This is a genomic window from Mariniflexile sp., from assembly GCF_041583155.1.
Classification (GTDB): domain Bacteria; phylum Bacteroidota; class Bacteroidia; order Flavobacteriales; family Flavobacteriaceae; genus Mariniflexile.
In genome coordinates this window covers 54923-69454 of the sequence record NZ_JBFHGK010000008.1, presented here as the reverse complement: position 1 = coordinate 69454, position 14532 = coordinate 54923, and the positions used below count along the sequence as shown (strand labels likewise).

The window sequence follows — 14532 nt, the reverse complement described above, 5'->3', positions numbered from 1 at the left end:
TTTGCGCTTTATTATAAAGACATGGATTCAGAAACTGTTTCAAATATTTTACCGGAAGAACGCATAGGAAAACCAAAATGGCTTCGTGTAAAACTTCCAACAGGTAAAAAATATACCGAATTACGAGGTTTAGTTGATAAATACAAATTGAATACTATTTGTACGTCTGGCAGTTGCCCTAATATGGGTGAATGTTGGGGAGAAGGCACCGCAACCTTTATGATTTTAGGAAATATTTGTACCCGATCTTGTGGGTTTTGCGGCGTAAAAACGGGCAGACCAGAAAGTGTGGATTGGGATGAACCTGAAAAAGTAGCACGTTCTATTAAATTAATGAACATCAAACACGCTGTTTTAACAAGCGTAGATAGAGATGATTTAAAAGATATGGGAAGTATCATGTGGGCTGAAACTGTAAAAGCAGTTCGAAGAATGAATCCTGAAACTACCCTTGAGACTCTTATACCAGATTTCCAAGGCATTGAACAGCACATTGATAGAATTATAGATGTTGCTCCAGAAGTAGTATCACATAACATTGAAACCGTTAGACGTTTAACTCGCGAAGTGCGTATCCAAGCGCAATACGACAGAAGCATGGGGGTTTTAAAATATTTAAAACAACAAGGACAAAGACGTACCAAATCTGGAATCATGCTTGGCCTGGGAGAAACACGTGAAGAAGTTATTGAAACACTTCACGACTTAAAAGACAATAATGTTGATATAGTTACTATTGGGCAATATCTTCAACCTAGTAAAAAGCATTTACCTGTTCAACAATTTATCACACCCGACCAATTTAAGGAATACGAAACTATTGGTTTAGAATTAGGTTTCCGACATGTTGAAAGTAGCGCCTTAGTTCGTTCATCTTATAAAGCTCAAAAACATATTAATTAATGAAGATTAATATAGCTATCAATGGATTTGGTAGAATTGGCAGACGTGTTTTTAGACTTCTTCAAGAATACAAAGACTTACAGGTAGTTGCCATTAACGATTTAGCAGACGCGAAAACGTTAAGCCATTTACTAAAGTACGATAGCGTTCATGGAGGTTTTAATGGCACTATTTCTCATGATGCTAATAATATTATTGTTAATGAGAACAAGGTAGCCCTCTTAAACCACAAACACCCAAAAAATATTGACTGGAAGCCTTTTCAGGTCGATTTTGTAATTGAGGCAACTGGAAAATTCAAGACAAAATCGGAATTACAAAACCATATAACTAATGGTGCAAAACATGTTATTTTAAGTGTTCCACCTCTTGAAGACGATATAAAAACTATCGTTATGGGCGTGAATGATTCTAGTATTATTGGCACAGAAACCATCATATCTAACGCATCTTGTACTACCAATAATGCCGCACCAATGATAGATGTTGTGAATAAACTCTGTGGCATTAACCAAGCTTATATAACAACTATACATTCTTATACCACCGACCAAAGTTTACACGACCAACCTCATCGCGATTTGCGCAGATCGCGTGCTGCTGGTCAGTCAATTGTACCTACTACAACAGGTGCAGCCAAAGCTTTAACCAAAATTTTCCCAGAATTATCGGAAGTTATTGGTGGATGCGGCATTCGTGTACCGGTAATTAATGGTTCTCTTACAGATATTACTTTTAACGTAAAAAAAGACGTTTCAATAGAAATTATAAACCAAGCATTTAAAGATGCTGCCCAAACAAACTATAAAGGTATAATAGAATTTACTGAAGATCCTATTGTTTCAATAGACATTGTTGGTAACACACATTCTTGTATATTTGATTCAGGCATGACTTCCGTAATAGGAAACATGGTCAAAATAATAGGCTGGTACGACAATGAAACAGGCTATTCTAAAAGAATTATTGATTTAATATGCAATTTATCGATAAAAAGAAGTGTTTTATCGATAAAATAGTTATATTTGCTTATAATGTTTTAATAGATGTTACAAATTAGAGACTACATATACATAATCCTGATGCTTTTTAGCATGTCGGTTGCTTCACAAAATACGGTAAAGGACGATCCTGAATTGCTTCAAAATAGCATTGACTATCACATTTCTCAATCGCAAACCGAATTAGAAAATTTAAATTATTTAGATGCCCAAAAAAATCTAGATGAAGCTCTTGCTTTGGCAGAACAATCTGATAATAAAAAAAGTATTGGTATTATTTATGCCATTAAAGGTAGACTTCAGCTTACTATAGAGGATAATGAAAAAGCTATAAAATCACTTACAAAAGCAATTGAAGTACAACGCTTAATAAACGACAACATAAATTTAGGTAAATCGTATAGAATACTTGCCGATGTGTATGTTTCTAAAAAAGATTATAACCAAGCATTAGATTATTATAAGTCGGCCAAATCTAAATTTGAAGAAGAATCATTAAACAAAGAATTATCTGACGTTCTATTGTTTGAAGCTAAAACCTATATAAAGTTAAAAAACTACATAAAAGCTAGAGATATAATTGAACATTCTTTGGCCTTAGCTAAAAAAGAAGATGTTTTAAAAACGCAAAGTGATGCCTTAATTTCACTTGGACTGGTTTACAGCAAATTAAATAACAATGAAAAAGCATTAACAGATGCTTTGGAAGGAGTTAAAATTGCAACAAATAATAAGTTTCCAAATATTTTAAATCAAGGTTACTTAACTCTTAGCGATATCTATAATGATGTTGAAGATTATAAATCTTCCAGAGATTATTTAATGGCCCATTTAAAACTTACAGATTCTTTAAAGGCTATTAAACGTGCAAATTATTCGAAAGATGAAGAAATGCAGTTTCAGTTAAACGATGCTTTGGAGCGAAACAATGAAATGTTTCAGAAATTAGAAAAAGCTGAAGACGATAATAGCTTAAGTACTCTAATTTCAATTTTAAGTGTTGCTTTAATTACCATACTTTCGTTATTAACTTTATCACTTTACAAAAACAATAATATAAGACTTAAAACAAATAATATGCTCCATAAAAAAAATGGAGAACTTATTATTGCTAAAGAAAAAGCTGAATTAGCCTCTAAAACCAAAGCTAATTTCCTTTCTACAGTTACCCATGAGTTAAGAACACCATTGTATGCAGTTACTGGTTTAAGTAATATGTTACTGGAAGAAAACCCAAGGCCAGAGCAGGTACAACATTTAAAATCCTTAAAATTCTCAGGAGATTATTTACTAACCTTTATTAATGACATTCTTCAAATTAATAAAATTGAAGCTAACAAGGTTGATATCGAACCAGAACCTTTCAACCTAAAGAAGAAAATAAACAATATAATTTTAGCATTAAACAACTCTGCTACAGATAATAATGTTAAACTTCATTTTGAATACGACAAACATTTACCAGAAAACTATATTGCCGACCAATTAAAAATTTCTCAAATTCTTATCAATTTAATAGGTAACTCTATAAAATTCACAAAAGATGGTGACATATGGATTCGTGTGTATCAAATTGATGCCAAAGATAAAATATACACCTTACGTTTTGAGGTAGAAGACAACGGTATTGGAATAAGTCAGGAAAAACAAGACAATATGTTTGAAAGTTTCTCTCAAGGTTCCATTCAAATTAACCGAAAATATGGTGGTACTGGCTTAGGACTTTCCATTGTAAAAGGTTTAATTGATATTTTAAAAGGTAAAATTTACGTAAAAAGTGAGCTTGAGAAAGGAACGACCTTTTATTTCGAAATTCCATTAGAGTATACCTCGGTTGAAGAAGCTATTGAAAATAAAACAACCTACTTTAGTGGAAACTCCGAAGAATTAGACCTAACGAATGTTAAAATCTTGGTGGTTGAAGACAACAAAATCAACCAAATGATTACGAAAAAGATTTTAACCAAAATGGATCTTAAATGTGATATTGTTGATAATGGCGAAGACGCTGTTGAAATGATAAAAAACAACAATTACGACATTGTGTTAATGGATATTCATATGCCTGGTATAAGTGGTATTGAAGCAACTAAACTTGTGCGTGCATTTGATAAAGAACAAATTATCTTCGCCCTTACAGCAGTTACAATTGAAGATAAAATGCATGAATTTGAAGAAGCTGGTTTTACAGATATTATTCCTAAACCATTTAAGCAAGAAGAGTTTGAGAAAAAACTTTACAATGCGTTAACTGCAAAAAATGGCACATCAACACCTTCTTAGGAAGCTACAAAGTCTGTAATTAATTTATCAAACTTTTTATTATTATCCAGTTTAATAGTAATAGGAAGATAATACAATTTTGATTTTAAAGACTCGTATTGCTTAAGGCGCATAAAGTCCTTTTCGGTAGTTAAAATGAACTCCTCTTTTCCCAAAAACGAAATATCGTCTTCCGAGAAATCATGATGATCTTTATAATTTAAATGTTCAAATTGCAAGCCTTTACTTTCCAAAAAATCTACTAACGGCCTTGCATTGGCGATACCGGTAACTAAGGTAAAATTGGTAATGCTATTAATAGCCATTTTATTTACTGCCGAAATAACTTCATCAGAATAACTAATAGAACTAAAAAAAACATGCTGATGCTTTTTTGGAGCTATTTGCTTTACGTACTTTTCTTTGTCTTTGGAAGAAATAAGTTCAGGACATTTAGTAACCACAATTATATCCGCACGATTTGCACCACTTCTTGGCTCTCGCAAATTACCTGTAGGCAGCACATAATCAGAGAAATACGGACTATTATAAGTAGTAAGCAAAATGTTAAGCCCTGCCTTTACTTTTCTATGCTGAAATGCATCATCCAACAAAATCACTTCGGGGGCATCATCTAAGGCATGTAATTGTTCAATACCATTAACCCTATTCACATCAACCGCCACTAAAATACTTTTCTTAAATTTATTGTAAAATTGAAACGGTTCATCCCCCAAAGATTCGGCGGTCGACGACTCATCAGCCAATAGAAAACCTCGTGTTTTTCGTTTATAACCTCTGCTTAAGGTTGCAACTCGGCTATTCTGTTTCAACATATCAATTAAATACTCAATCATTGGTGTTTTTCCAGTTCCACCAACACTTAAATTCCCAACACATATTACTGGAAAATCAAAAGAAGTCGATTTTTTTATTCCTAAATCATATAAAATATTTCGCAAACTGGTTACCGCATAATAAACAGGAACAAAAGGAAAAAATATGTTTCTAATAAATTTCATGTATTCTAATTATTCCTTATATGGCTTAATGCATAAACTATAATTCAATTTTAGTCATAGTTGATTCATCATAGCGAAAATAATATTTTATATTTGATACAAACAAATTTATTCATGATTGTTCAAGACGTTATTAACCATTTAGAAGAACTTGCACCTTTAGCTTACGCCGAAGATTTTGATAATGTAGGCCTTTTGGTAGGCGATAAACATGCAAAGATTACAGGTATTCTTGTGACCTTAGACACCTTAGAAGCTGTTGTAGACGAGGCCATACAAGAAAACTGTAATTTAATTGTTAGCTTCCATCCCATTATTTTTAAAGGTTTAAAAAAAATTACCGGCAAAAATTATGTAGAGCGTGTTGTTCTAAAAGCCATAAAACATGATATCGCTATTTTCAGCATACATACAGCCTTAGACAATGCATTACAGGGTGTAAACGACATGATTTGCAACCAATTACAACTGAACAAGAAACACATTTTAATACCACAAACTGAAACGATAAAAAAACTAACCACCTACGTACCCAAAGATGAAGCAGAGCTGCTTAGAACAGCTCTTTTTAGCACTGGAGCGGGTAGTATTGGTAATTATTCCAACTGCAGTTTTAATGTAGAAGGTTATGGCACTTTCAACGGAAATGACACAAGTAACCCCACAAAAGGCAAGAAAGGCATAACACATACCGAAATCGAAACAAAAATATCTATTACGTTTCCGAAGCATTTAGAATATCAAGTTATTCAAACACTTTTAAAAAACCATTCGTATGAAGAAGTGGCTTATGAAATTACAACTTTAGAAAATAAAAATCAGAATATTGGCATAGGAATGATTGGTGAACTAGAAGAAAGCATGAGTGAATTAGATTTTTTAGGCTACCTAAAATCCAAAATGAACACCAAATGTGTCAGACATTCATCCTTTTTAAATAAAAAAATAAAAAAAATTGCAGTGTTAGGAGGCTCGGGAAGTTTTGCAATTGAAGCCGCGAAAAGTGCTGGTGCTGATGCTTTTATAACCGCCGATTTAAAATATCATGACTTTTTTACTGCTGAAAACAACATTCTTTTAGCCGATATTGGACATTATGAAAGTGAGCAGTTCACAAAAAATCTTTTAGTAGCATATCTTACAAAAAAAATTACTAATTTTGCAATCATTTTATCAAAGACAAATACAAATCCTGTTAAGTATTTTTAAAGTATGGCTAAAAGTAAAGAATTAACTGTTGAAGAGCGTTTAAGAGCGCTATACGATTTACAACTTATAGATTCTCGTATAGACGAAATAAGAAATGTTCGTGGAGAACTTCCTTTAGAAGTTCGTGATTTAGAAGATGAGGTTACTGGTTTAAATATTAGATTAGAAAAATTAGTTGCAAATTTAGAGGTTATCAATAACGATATACTTGCTAAAAAAAATCAAATTGAAGAATCTAAATCTTTAATTAAGAAATACAGCGAACAACAAAAAAATGTTAGAAATAACAGAGAATTTAATTCTTTAACTAAGGAAGTTGAATTTCAAGAATTAGAAATAGAACTAGCTGAAAAACATATTAAAGAATTTAAAGCGCAAATAGAGCAGAAAAAAGAGATTATTGCTGAAACTAAAGAACGTTTAAAAGAACGTGAAAACCATCTAAAACACAAAAAAGGTGAATTAGATGCCATTTTAGCTGAAACAGAAAAAGAAGAACAGGCTTTAATTGAAAAATCCAAAGAATACCAAGAGCAAATTGAGGAGCGTTTAGTTTCTGCATATAACCGTATCCGTAAAAACGTGAAAAATGGTTTAGCTGTTGTGCCAATTGAAAGAGGTGCTTCTGGAGGGTCTTTCTTTACTATTCCACCACAAATTCAGGTTGAAATTGCTGCTCGTAAAAAAGTAATTACAGATGAGCATAGTGGACGTATTTTAGTTGATGCACAATTAGCTGAAGAGCAAAAAGACAAAATGGAGAAATTATTTGCTAAATTGAGCTAAAAATTTCAACACCAATGATAATTAAAAAGCTTTCACTTTTGTGATGGCTTTTTTTTTAAACTTTTTTTTATAAGATATTACGTTTTCATTCGTCTAATAGAAAAAATAAAAATTACTACTATGAAAAATATCGCGCTTTCCTTAGTCGCCATCATGTTATTTAGTTGCCAGAACAACGCTCAATCCAACAAAAAACAAGAGGCCATAAAAAATGCAAAAGCTGTAGAAGTACCTTTATCAAATGGAAAAGCCAAAGCCTATTTCGCAAGTGGTTGCTTTTGGTGCGTAGAAGCCATTTACGAAAGCGTTAAAGGCGTAGATGAAGTTATTAGTGGTTATGCGGGCGGACACACAAAAAACCCTACATATGAAGCTAGTAACACCGGAACTACTGGACACGCTGAAACCGTTGAAGTAATTTACGACCCTAAGATTGTTAGTTTTGAAACTTTGGTCGACGTATATTTTGGCTCGCAGAACCCAACTCAGGTTAATGGCCAAGGAAACGATAAAGGATCACAATACCGCTCAATCATATTCTATCAAAATGAAAACCAAAAACAAATTATTCTAAAAAAGAAAGAAGCACTTGCTAAAAAAATAAATGCCAAAGTAGCTGCAGAAGTATATCCATTTCAAAAGTTTTGGATCGCAGAAGATTACCATCAAAATTATGAGCGCCTTCACCCTAATAACAGCTATATTCAAAATGTTTCTATCCCAAGATTAAATAGGTTTAAAGCTAAATTTCCTGAATTAATAAAAGACAATCATTAGCTAATAGCCCTTTAGTTACTGTTATATATTTTTATTTAAAAAATAATTATGAAAAAATTACTCATACTTTTTGTTGTCCTACTTATTAGTTATGCCTGCAAACAAAAACAAGAATCTAAAATTATTGAACCAGATCTTTCAATAGCGGAAAAAATTGCAAATGCGAATGGTTTTTCTAATTGGAACAAGGTATCACAAATTAGTTTCACATTCAATGTTGATAAAGACACCACTCATTTTGAGCGTTCTTGGTCATGGAAACCAAAAACTGGCGATGTAATTCTAATAACAGGAACCGACACCATTTCTTACAACAGAAAGTCCATAGACAGTCTATCTATTAAAGCCGACAAAAGCTTTATAAACGACAAATTTTGGCTATTAGCCCCTTTTCAATTAGTTTGGGATTCTGGAACTCAAATTTCTGAACCTACATTGGAAAAAGCTCCTATTAGCAACTCAGAACTAAACAAAATCACACTTACCTACACTAATAATGGTGGCTATACTCCTGGCGATGCTTATGATTTTTATTTTGGTGATGATTATATTATTAGAGAATGGATTTTTAGAAGAGGGAACGCAAAAGAAGCAACCATGACTACAACTTGGGAAAACTATAAAGATTTTAATGGTATAAATATTGCCTTAGAACACAAGAGATTGGAAGAAGCATGGAGTTTAAATTTTACTAATGTTGCTGTTAAAATGCAATAAATTTTTAAACTAAAACATCCAAACTTAGATTTTAACCGTAACTATAATAGAAACGTTAATATTCCGCGAAAGCGTCTCTATATATCCAAAGAGCTTCAATTAATAAGTTGAAGCTCTTTTTTTATTTAATTAAATTTTAATCTAAAGTCAAATTTGTCTTTATAGCAAACCAAAAGGTAGAACCTATGCCTTCTCTGCTTTCTAGACTTAATTCACCTCCAAGAATTTCTGCGTATGATTTTGCAATGGCTAAACCAATACCAGAGCCATGTAGAGCCCTTCTGTTTTGAATATCCACCTGATAAAATGGATCAAAAATAATTTTAAAGTAATTTTTTGGAATACCAATCCCAGTATCTTCAACATAAAACTCTAAAAAATCATTGTCGTAACTAATACACTTAAGTGAAACACGCCCACCTTTCTCCGTATATTTAATCGCATTCTTTAATAGATGCTTTAAAATGGCAGTTAATTTTCCCTTGTCCGATTTAATAATAGCATTTTTTACAACCAGGTTGTTATCATTTAAAAAAGTAATGCCTTTTTCAATTGCTTTTGGGCGTAATGAATTATAAATCTCATTTATAGTTTCATTAATATCAAAACTCGTTACCACAGGAGTCGTTATTCCTGCATCAATTTTTGAAATTTCAATAATATCAGAAACCACATCTAATAAACTTTTACCATTTTCCTCAATTACATTAACATAATCCAGATACTCATTATCATCTGTATTATAGGCTCTTAAAAACTCTGCACAACCTAAAATACCATACATAGGAGTTCTAATTTCATGACTCATATTTGCCAAAAAGGCTGTTTTTAATTTATCCGATAACTCGGCCCTTTCTTTTTCCTTTAATACAGCAGCATGTTTCTCTACAAGTGCCAACTGTAAATTATTTTCCTTTAACAACGCCCTATGCAAATGATTAATTAAAAAAGCAACAGCAAAAACAATTAATAAATTAAACAGAATGCAGTTTATTAAAATAACTGTTAGCACGCCAAATTGATATTGAAAAAAAGCAGAAAATAGCGCAACTTCATAATAAACCCCAAAAAGTAATAAGATATAAAATACTGCATTTATAAAAATAGCTTTAAAACCAGCTTTACTACCATTGTATAAGGTTATAATAATATTTAACATGAACAATAAAGTAACCCCGTTGCCAACCAAACCTAATTGAATTAGCAACATAACCGATAGAATAAAAATATTAACTGAAAATAAATTTTTACGCAATTCCATACTCATTCTTCTGGAAAACGCTATAAAAAGTAAAACCAATAAGGCAATAGTATCTGCATATAAAACAATAAGCTCATCATTTAAAACTGCTAATATTCCACTGGGAATATAGGATATAACACCCAATACACTTGTAAGTAAAAGTATAGACACGAACAACTTATCCCTAAAATAGGGTAAGCCTTCCTGCTCTCTTCGATTAGAAAACCCACTGTAATTAATATACCATTCCTGGTAACGCTCCCAAAACCTCTTTAGCACTAATCTTTTTTTATTAAATTTTCATAATTCTAAATTTACAAAATTTTACTACAAAATTTACATTACTTATATTATTATTTTGATAATAATCCTTTAAAATAAAAAGTTTATTTTTGTGTGAATCCGAAAATTTATTGAACTTGTTAAACTATCAGTTAGGTCTTAATTTTGCTTTAGAACAGGACAAAAAAGACGAATTAGCTTTATACCGTAATGAATTTCACATTCCAAAGCTAAGCGATGGAAGTGATTGTATTTACATGACAGGTAATTCTCTTGGTTTACAACCTAAACTAACAAAGGCTTATATAAATCAAGAATTAGAAGATTGGGCTAACTTAGGTGTTGAAGGGCATTTTTATGCTAAAAACCCGTGGGTAAATTATCATGAAATTCTGGGAGAACAAATGGCGAAGGTAGTGGGTGCCAAACCCATTGAAGTAGTTGTAATGAATACCTTAACGGCGAACCTTCATTTTATGATGGTGTCTTTTTATCAACCAACAAATAAGCGCTATAAAATTCTAATAGAAGCTGATGCATTTCCGTCGGATAGATATGCTGTTGAGTCGCAGTTAAAACATCATGGATTTGATTCTAAAGAAGGATTAATTCTTTGGAAACCGCGAAAAGATGAAGATTTACTCAATTACGATGACCTTGAAGCCATTTTAGATAAACAAGGTGATGAAATTGCACTTATTCTAATTGGAGCCGTTAATTATTATACTGGTCAGTTTTTAGACCTCAAGCATATTACCAAACTTGGCCACAAACATGGCTGTATGGTTGGGTTTGATTGTGCCCATGGAGCCGGAAACGTTGCCCTAGAATTACACCACTCCGGAGTTGATTTCGCCTCGTGGTGCACATATAAATACCTAAATTCTGGCCCTGGAAGTATTGCAGGCTGTTTTGTGCATGAACGTCATGCCCATAATAAAAACCTCAACCGTTTTGCAGGTTGGTGGAGTCATAATAAAGAAACCCGCTTTAAAATGCGTGATGAATTTGAGCAGCTACCTGGCGCTGAAGGTTGGCAATTAAGCAATCCGCCTATTTTATCAATGGCCGCCATTAAAGCCTCTTTAGAGATTTTTGAAACAATAGGCATGGATAAACTTATTCAAAAATCAAAACTACTAACAGGTTATTTTGAATTCCTACTGAAACAATTAAATAACGAAACTATAAAAATTATAACACCAAGTAATCCTAACGAACGAGGGTGCCAATTATCCATACAGGTTAAAAATGCAGATAAATCGCTACATAACAAATTAGTTCAAGCTGGTATTATTTCCGACTGGCGCGAACCCAATGTTATACGCTGCGCACCAACCCCTCTCTATAATTCGTTTCAAGATGTTTATAATTTAGTTGAACGATTGAAAACTTTTTTAAATGGCTAAACAACAAAACATACTCATTATAGGTGCTGGACTTTGCGGCTCACTGTTAGCCTTACGGTTAGCACAACGCGGTTTTAAAGTATCGGTTTATGAACAGAGACCCGATTTACGAAAAGTAGATTTAAACTCCGGGCGCTCCATTAATATGGCATTCTCTAATCGAGGAAACAAAGCCATGAAATTGGTTGGAATCGAAGATAAGGTAAAAGCCTTATGCATCCCCATGAATGGCCGCATGTTGCATGATATAGATGGAAACACCTTCTTTGCACCTTATAGTGGCCGTGAACATGAACATATTAACTCTATTTCCCGACAAAAACTTACTGCATTGTTGTTAGACGAAGCAGAAAAGCACGAAAATGTCAACATCTTTTTCAATAGAAAATGTAAGTTTGTTGACTTTGAAAAAACCACAGCACTGTTTCAAGATTATGAAAATAAAAATGAAATAATTAAAGAGGCCAATGTGATAATAGCAACAGATGGAGCCGGCTCTGTAATGAGGCAGAGTTATTATTTAGGCAGAAAGTTTCTCTTTAATTTCTCGCAAGAGTATTTAAATCATGGCTATAAAGAATTAAGTATCTTACCAACAAAAACAGGTGAATTTAAAGCCTTTAAAAATGCACTGCATATTTGGGCAAGAGAATCTTTTATGCTTATTGCACTTCCCAATCTAGATGGTAGTTTCACGGTAACTTTATTTTTAAGTTATGATGAAGGCCCATATAATTTCAATAATTTAACCAAAAAAGACCGTATTCTTGAGTTTTTTAGCACCTATTTTAAAGACGCCTTAGAGTTGATGCCTAACTTGGTTGACGAATTTTTTATGAATCCAACATCACCATTGGGTACCGTAAAATGCTCCCCTTGGAATTATAAAGGTAATACACTTTTAATGGGCGATGCTGCTCATGCTATTGTACCATTTTATGGACAGGGTATGAATGCCGCCTTTGAAGATGTTGTAGAATTAGATAAGGTTTTAGATACTGTTGATGGCGATTGGGAAACTATTTTTAAAACTTTTGCAACTTCAAGAAAAATAGATACCGATGCCATTGCGGATTTAGCTATCGATAATTTCCATGAAATGAAAGGCCATGTTAACCAGAAGCTTTTTAGAGATAAGCGCAATTTAGAAATGGCTTTGGAAAAACAATTTCCTAACGAGTATTCATCTAAATACTCATTAGTAACTTTTAATGAACATATTGGTTATAGAGAGGCCATGTTACGCGGACGCGCTCAAGACAAGGCTATATTAAATCTGTTATCAGATAATGATTTATTAGTTGAACCCGACATGACCAAAGATGATTTAAAAATTATTTTAGATAGAGTAATAAAAGAAACCGAAGCCATTTTGGTACAAGATAGTGTTAAAAGGTTAAAATAACCGAGTTACTACTAAATCAAAAGTCTTTAAAAAATTCAGATAACTAATAATCAGATTCCTGCCATTACAGGAATTTTGCATGAATAAAGAAAATGAATCTAAACTTAAAAAATAAGAACGCGTTAGTTTGTGGAAGCACCCAAGGCATTGGAAAAGCTACAGCTGTAGCGCTTGCAAACGAAGGTGTTAATATAACCCTTGTTGCAAGAAACCGCGATAAATTAAAACAAGTATTATCCGAGCTACCAAACAGTGAAAACCATAATTACATTGTTGCAGATTTTTCGAATCCCAGAGATTTACAAGAGCAAATAATTAAGTTTATTGACAAAAATCACGGTTTTCATATTCTAGTAAATAATACGGGAGGACCAAGAAGTGGCGCTATTTTGTCGGCCAGTTTGGATGAATTTGACAATGCATTTACCATGCATTTAAAATGTAATCACGTTTTGGTTCAAACGGTAATTCCGTTTATGAAAAAGGTAGGTTTTGGCCGTATTATTAATGTGATTTCTACATCGGTTAAAGAGCCTATTCCTGGGCTTGGTGTAAGTAACACCATTAGAGGTGCTGTTGGCAATTGGAGCAAAACCTTATCGGTTGAACTGGGTGCATTTGGCATTACCGTAAACAATGTATTACCTGGTTTCACAGATACCGAACGTTTAGCTGAAATTATTAAAATTAAAGCTACTGCAGAAAACACTTCTATCGAGGCTATGACCGAAATTATGAAAAACTACAGCCCCGCAAAACGTTTTGCTCAACCAGAAGAAACAGCCAATGCAATTACCTTTTTAGCAAGTGAATGTGCAGGCTACATAAACGGAATTAACCTTCCTGTTGATGGTGGACGCACAAAAAGTTTGTAACTTTATAATAATTTTGCGTGAGGGATTGTAGCGGCATCCTTTTTTGCCATTAAAAGCAAAAAAGATATAGCGAAAAGCCCGACCCTGCAGGGACACGCCCTAAAAAATACATTTATGAGCAAATTAGTTTCGCCTTTAAATTTTAAAGCTTGGATTGATAAAAATAGACATCTTTTAAAACCGCCTGTTGGAAACAAAGTAGTTTGGGAAGACGGTGAATTTATTGTGATGGTAGTTGGAGGCCCTAATAACAGAAAGGATTACCATTATAACGAAACCCCCGAGTTTTTCTATCAGATTGAGGGCAATATGATACTGAAAATTATGGACGGCAATACGCCAAAAGACATCCATATAAAGGAAGGGGATATTTATTTGTTACCTGCAAAAGTACCACATTCGCCACAACGTGTTGCCAATACCGTTGGGTTGGTAATTGAATACCCACGTTCTAAAAAGATGAAAGATGCTTTGGAATGGTACTGCGAAAAATGCAATAATTTACTGTATAGAAAGAAGTTTAAATTAGGAAATATAGAAACCGATATGCCTAAAATTTTCGATAAATTTTATGGTGATGAAGAAAAACGTACTTGCACAAAATGCACGTATGTAATGGATCCGCCTAAGAAAATTTAAAT

Annotated in this window: 13 protein-coding genes; 11 read left to right on the top strand and 2 right to left on the bottom strand. The window is 33.0% G+C overall.

Annotation, left to right across the window (positions count from 1 at the left end; genetic code table 11):
- Positions 1 to 21 precede the first annotated feature (21 nt).
- From lipA to ABYI63_RS04640, 3 genes are read left to right on the top strand one after another with little or no spacing between them, the layout of a single operon-like run.
- Positions 22 to 903: a lipoyl synthase gene (lipA, locus tag ABYI63_RS04650; RefSeq protein ID WP_372753942.1), complete on the top strand. Its 882-nt coding sequence runs from the start codon at positions 22 to 24 to the stop codon at positions 901 to 903.
- Complete coding sequence (gene gap, locus ABYI63_RS04645) at positions 903 to 1922, top strand: type I glyceraldehyde-3-phosphate dehydrogenase (protein WP_372753940.1); 1020 nt, start codon at positions 903 to 905, stop codon at positions 1920 to 1922. The genes lipA and gap overlap by 1 nt, the downstream gene beginning before the upstream one ends.
- Positions 1923 to 1949: 27 nt before the next feature.
- Positions 1950 to 4187, top strand: coding sequence for an ATP-binding protein (locus ABYI63_RS04640; RefSeq protein ID WP_372753937.1), 2238 nt, complete (start codon positions 1950 to 1952; stop codon positions 4185 to 4187).
- On the opposite strand, the gene lpxK is transcribed toward ABYI63_RS04640, so the two are convergent.
- Complete coding sequence (lpxK, locus tag ABYI63_RS04635; RefSeq protein ID WP_372753935.1) at positions 4184 to 5188, bottom strand: tetraacyldisaccharide 4'-kinase; 1005 nt, start codon at positions 5186 to 5188, stop codon at positions 4184 to 4186. The two genes, ABYI63_RS04640 and lpxK, sit on opposite strands and share 4 nt — an antisense overlap.
- 114 nt (positions 5189 to 5302) lie before the next feature.
- Between lpxK and ABYI63_RS04630 the strand changes: the two genes are divergently transcribed.
- From ABYI63_RS04630 to ABYI63_RS04615, 4 genes are all read left to right on the top strand, one after another.
- On the top strand, positions 5303 to 6397 hold the full coding sequence (locus ABYI63_RS04630; RefSeq protein ID WP_372753933.1) for a Nif3-like dinuclear metal center hexameric protein: 1095 nt from the start codon (positions 5303 to 5305) through the stop codon (positions 6395 to 6397).
- 3 nt (positions 6398 to 6400) lie between these two features.
- Entirely contained in the window at positions 6401 to 7183 is a 783-nt protein-coding gene (locus ABYI63_RS04625) for a zinc ribbon domain-containing protein (RefSeq protein WP_372753931.1), read from the top strand.
- 120 nt (positions 7184 to 7303) lie between these two features.
- On the top strand, positions 7304 to 7960 hold the full coding sequence (gene msrA, locus ABYI63_RS04620) for a peptide-methionine (S)-S-oxide reductase MsrA (protein ID WP_372753929.1): 657 nt from the start codon (positions 7304 to 7306) through the stop codon (positions 7958 to 7960).
- A 48-nt stretch (positions 7961 to 8008) separates the two neighbouring features.
- A complete protein-coding gene (locus ABYI63_RS04615; protein ID WP_372753927.1) occupies positions 8009 to 8677 on the top strand; it encodes a hypothetical protein in 669 nt (222 codons plus the stop codon).
- A 136-nt stretch (positions 8678 to 8813) separates the two neighbouring features.
- On the opposite strand, the gene ABYI63_RS04610 is transcribed toward ABYI63_RS04615, so the two are convergent.
- Positions 8814 to 10199, bottom strand: a complete 1386-nt coding sequence (locus ABYI63_RS04610) for a sensor histidine kinase (protein ID WP_372753925.1) — start codon at positions 10197 to 10199, stop codon at positions 8814 to 8816.
- A gap of 140 nt (positions 10200 to 10339) precedes the next feature.
- Between ABYI63_RS04610 and kynU the strand changes: the two genes are divergently transcribed.
- From kynU to ABYI63_RS04590, 4 genes are all read left to right on the top strand, one after another.
- The gene (gene kynU / locus ABYI63_RS04605; protein WP_372753923.1) at positions 10340 to 11611 is read left to right on the top strand and encodes a kynureninase; all 1272 of its coding nucleotides are present in this window, start codon (positions 10340 to 10342) and stop codon (positions 11609 to 11611) included.
- Positions 11604 to 13016 carry an FAD-dependent oxidoreductase gene (locus tag ABYI63_RS04600; protein WP_372753921.1) on the top strand — a complete coding sequence of 471 codons (1413 nt, stop codon included), beginning with the start codon at positions 11604 to 11606 and terminating at the stop codon, positions 13014 to 13016. Before kynU ends, ABYI63_RS04600 begins: the two co-directional genes overlap by 8 nt.
- Positions 13017 to 13108: 92 nt before the next feature.
- Positions 13109 to 13891: an SDR family oxidoreductase gene (locus ABYI63_RS04595; RefSeq protein WP_372753919.1), complete on the top strand. Its 783-nt coding sequence runs from the start codon at positions 13109 to 13111 to the stop codon at positions 13889 to 13891.
- Positions 13892 to 14005: 114 nt separating this feature from the next.
- The gene (locus ABYI63_RS04590; protein ID WP_372753917.1) at positions 14006 to 14530 is read left to right on the top strand and encodes a 3-hydroxyanthranilate 3,4-dioxygenase; all 525 of its coding nucleotides are present in this window, start codon (positions 14006 to 14008) and stop codon (positions 14528 to 14530) included.
- The last annotated feature ends 2 nt before the right edge of the window (positions 14531 to 14532 follow it).

Bases quoted from the DNA above. Each gene is read 5' to 3' on its own strand.
- lipA (WP_372753942.1), top strand. From the start codon at position 22: ATGGATTCAGAAACTGTTTCAAATATTTTACCGGAAGAACGCATAGGA.
- gap (WP_372753940.1), top strand. From the start codon at position 903: ATGAAGATTAATATAGCTATCAATGGATTTGGTAGAATTGGCAGACGT.
- ABYI63_RS04640 (WP_372753937.1), top strand. From the start codon at position 1,950: ATGTTACAAATTAGAGACTACATATACATAATCCTGATGCTTTTTAGC.
- lpxK (WP_372753935.1), bottom strand. From the start codon at position 5,188: ATGAAATTTATTAGAAACATATTTTTTCCTTTTGTTCCTGTTTATTAT.
- ABYI63_RS04630 (WP_372753933.1), top strand. From the start codon at position 5,303: ATGATTGTTCAAGACGTTATTAACCATTTAGAAGAACTTGCACCTTTA.
- ABYI63_RS04625 (WP_372753931.1), top strand. From the start codon at position 6,401: ATGGCTAAAAGTAAAGAATTAACTGTTGAAGAGCGTTTAAGAGCGCTA.
- msrA (WP_372753929.1), top strand. From the start codon at position 7,304: ATGAAAAATATCGCGCTTTCCTTAGTCGCCATCATGTTATTTAGTTGC.
- ABYI63_RS04615 (WP_372753927.1), top strand. From the start codon at position 8,009: ATGAAAAAATTACTCATACTTTTTGTTGTCCTACTTATTAGTTATGCC.
- ABYI63_RS04600 (WP_372753921.1), top strand. From the start codon at position 11,604: ATGGCTAAACAACAAAACATACTCATTATAGGTGCTGGACTTTGCGGC.
- ABYI63_RS04595 (WP_372753919.1), top strand. From the start codon at position 13,109: ATGAATCTAAACTTAAAAAATAAGAACGCGTTAGTTTGTGGAAGCACC.
- ABYI63_RS04590 (WP_372753917.1), top strand. From the start codon at position 14,006: ATGAGCAAATTAGTTTCGCCTTTAAATTTTAAAGCTTGGATTGATAAA.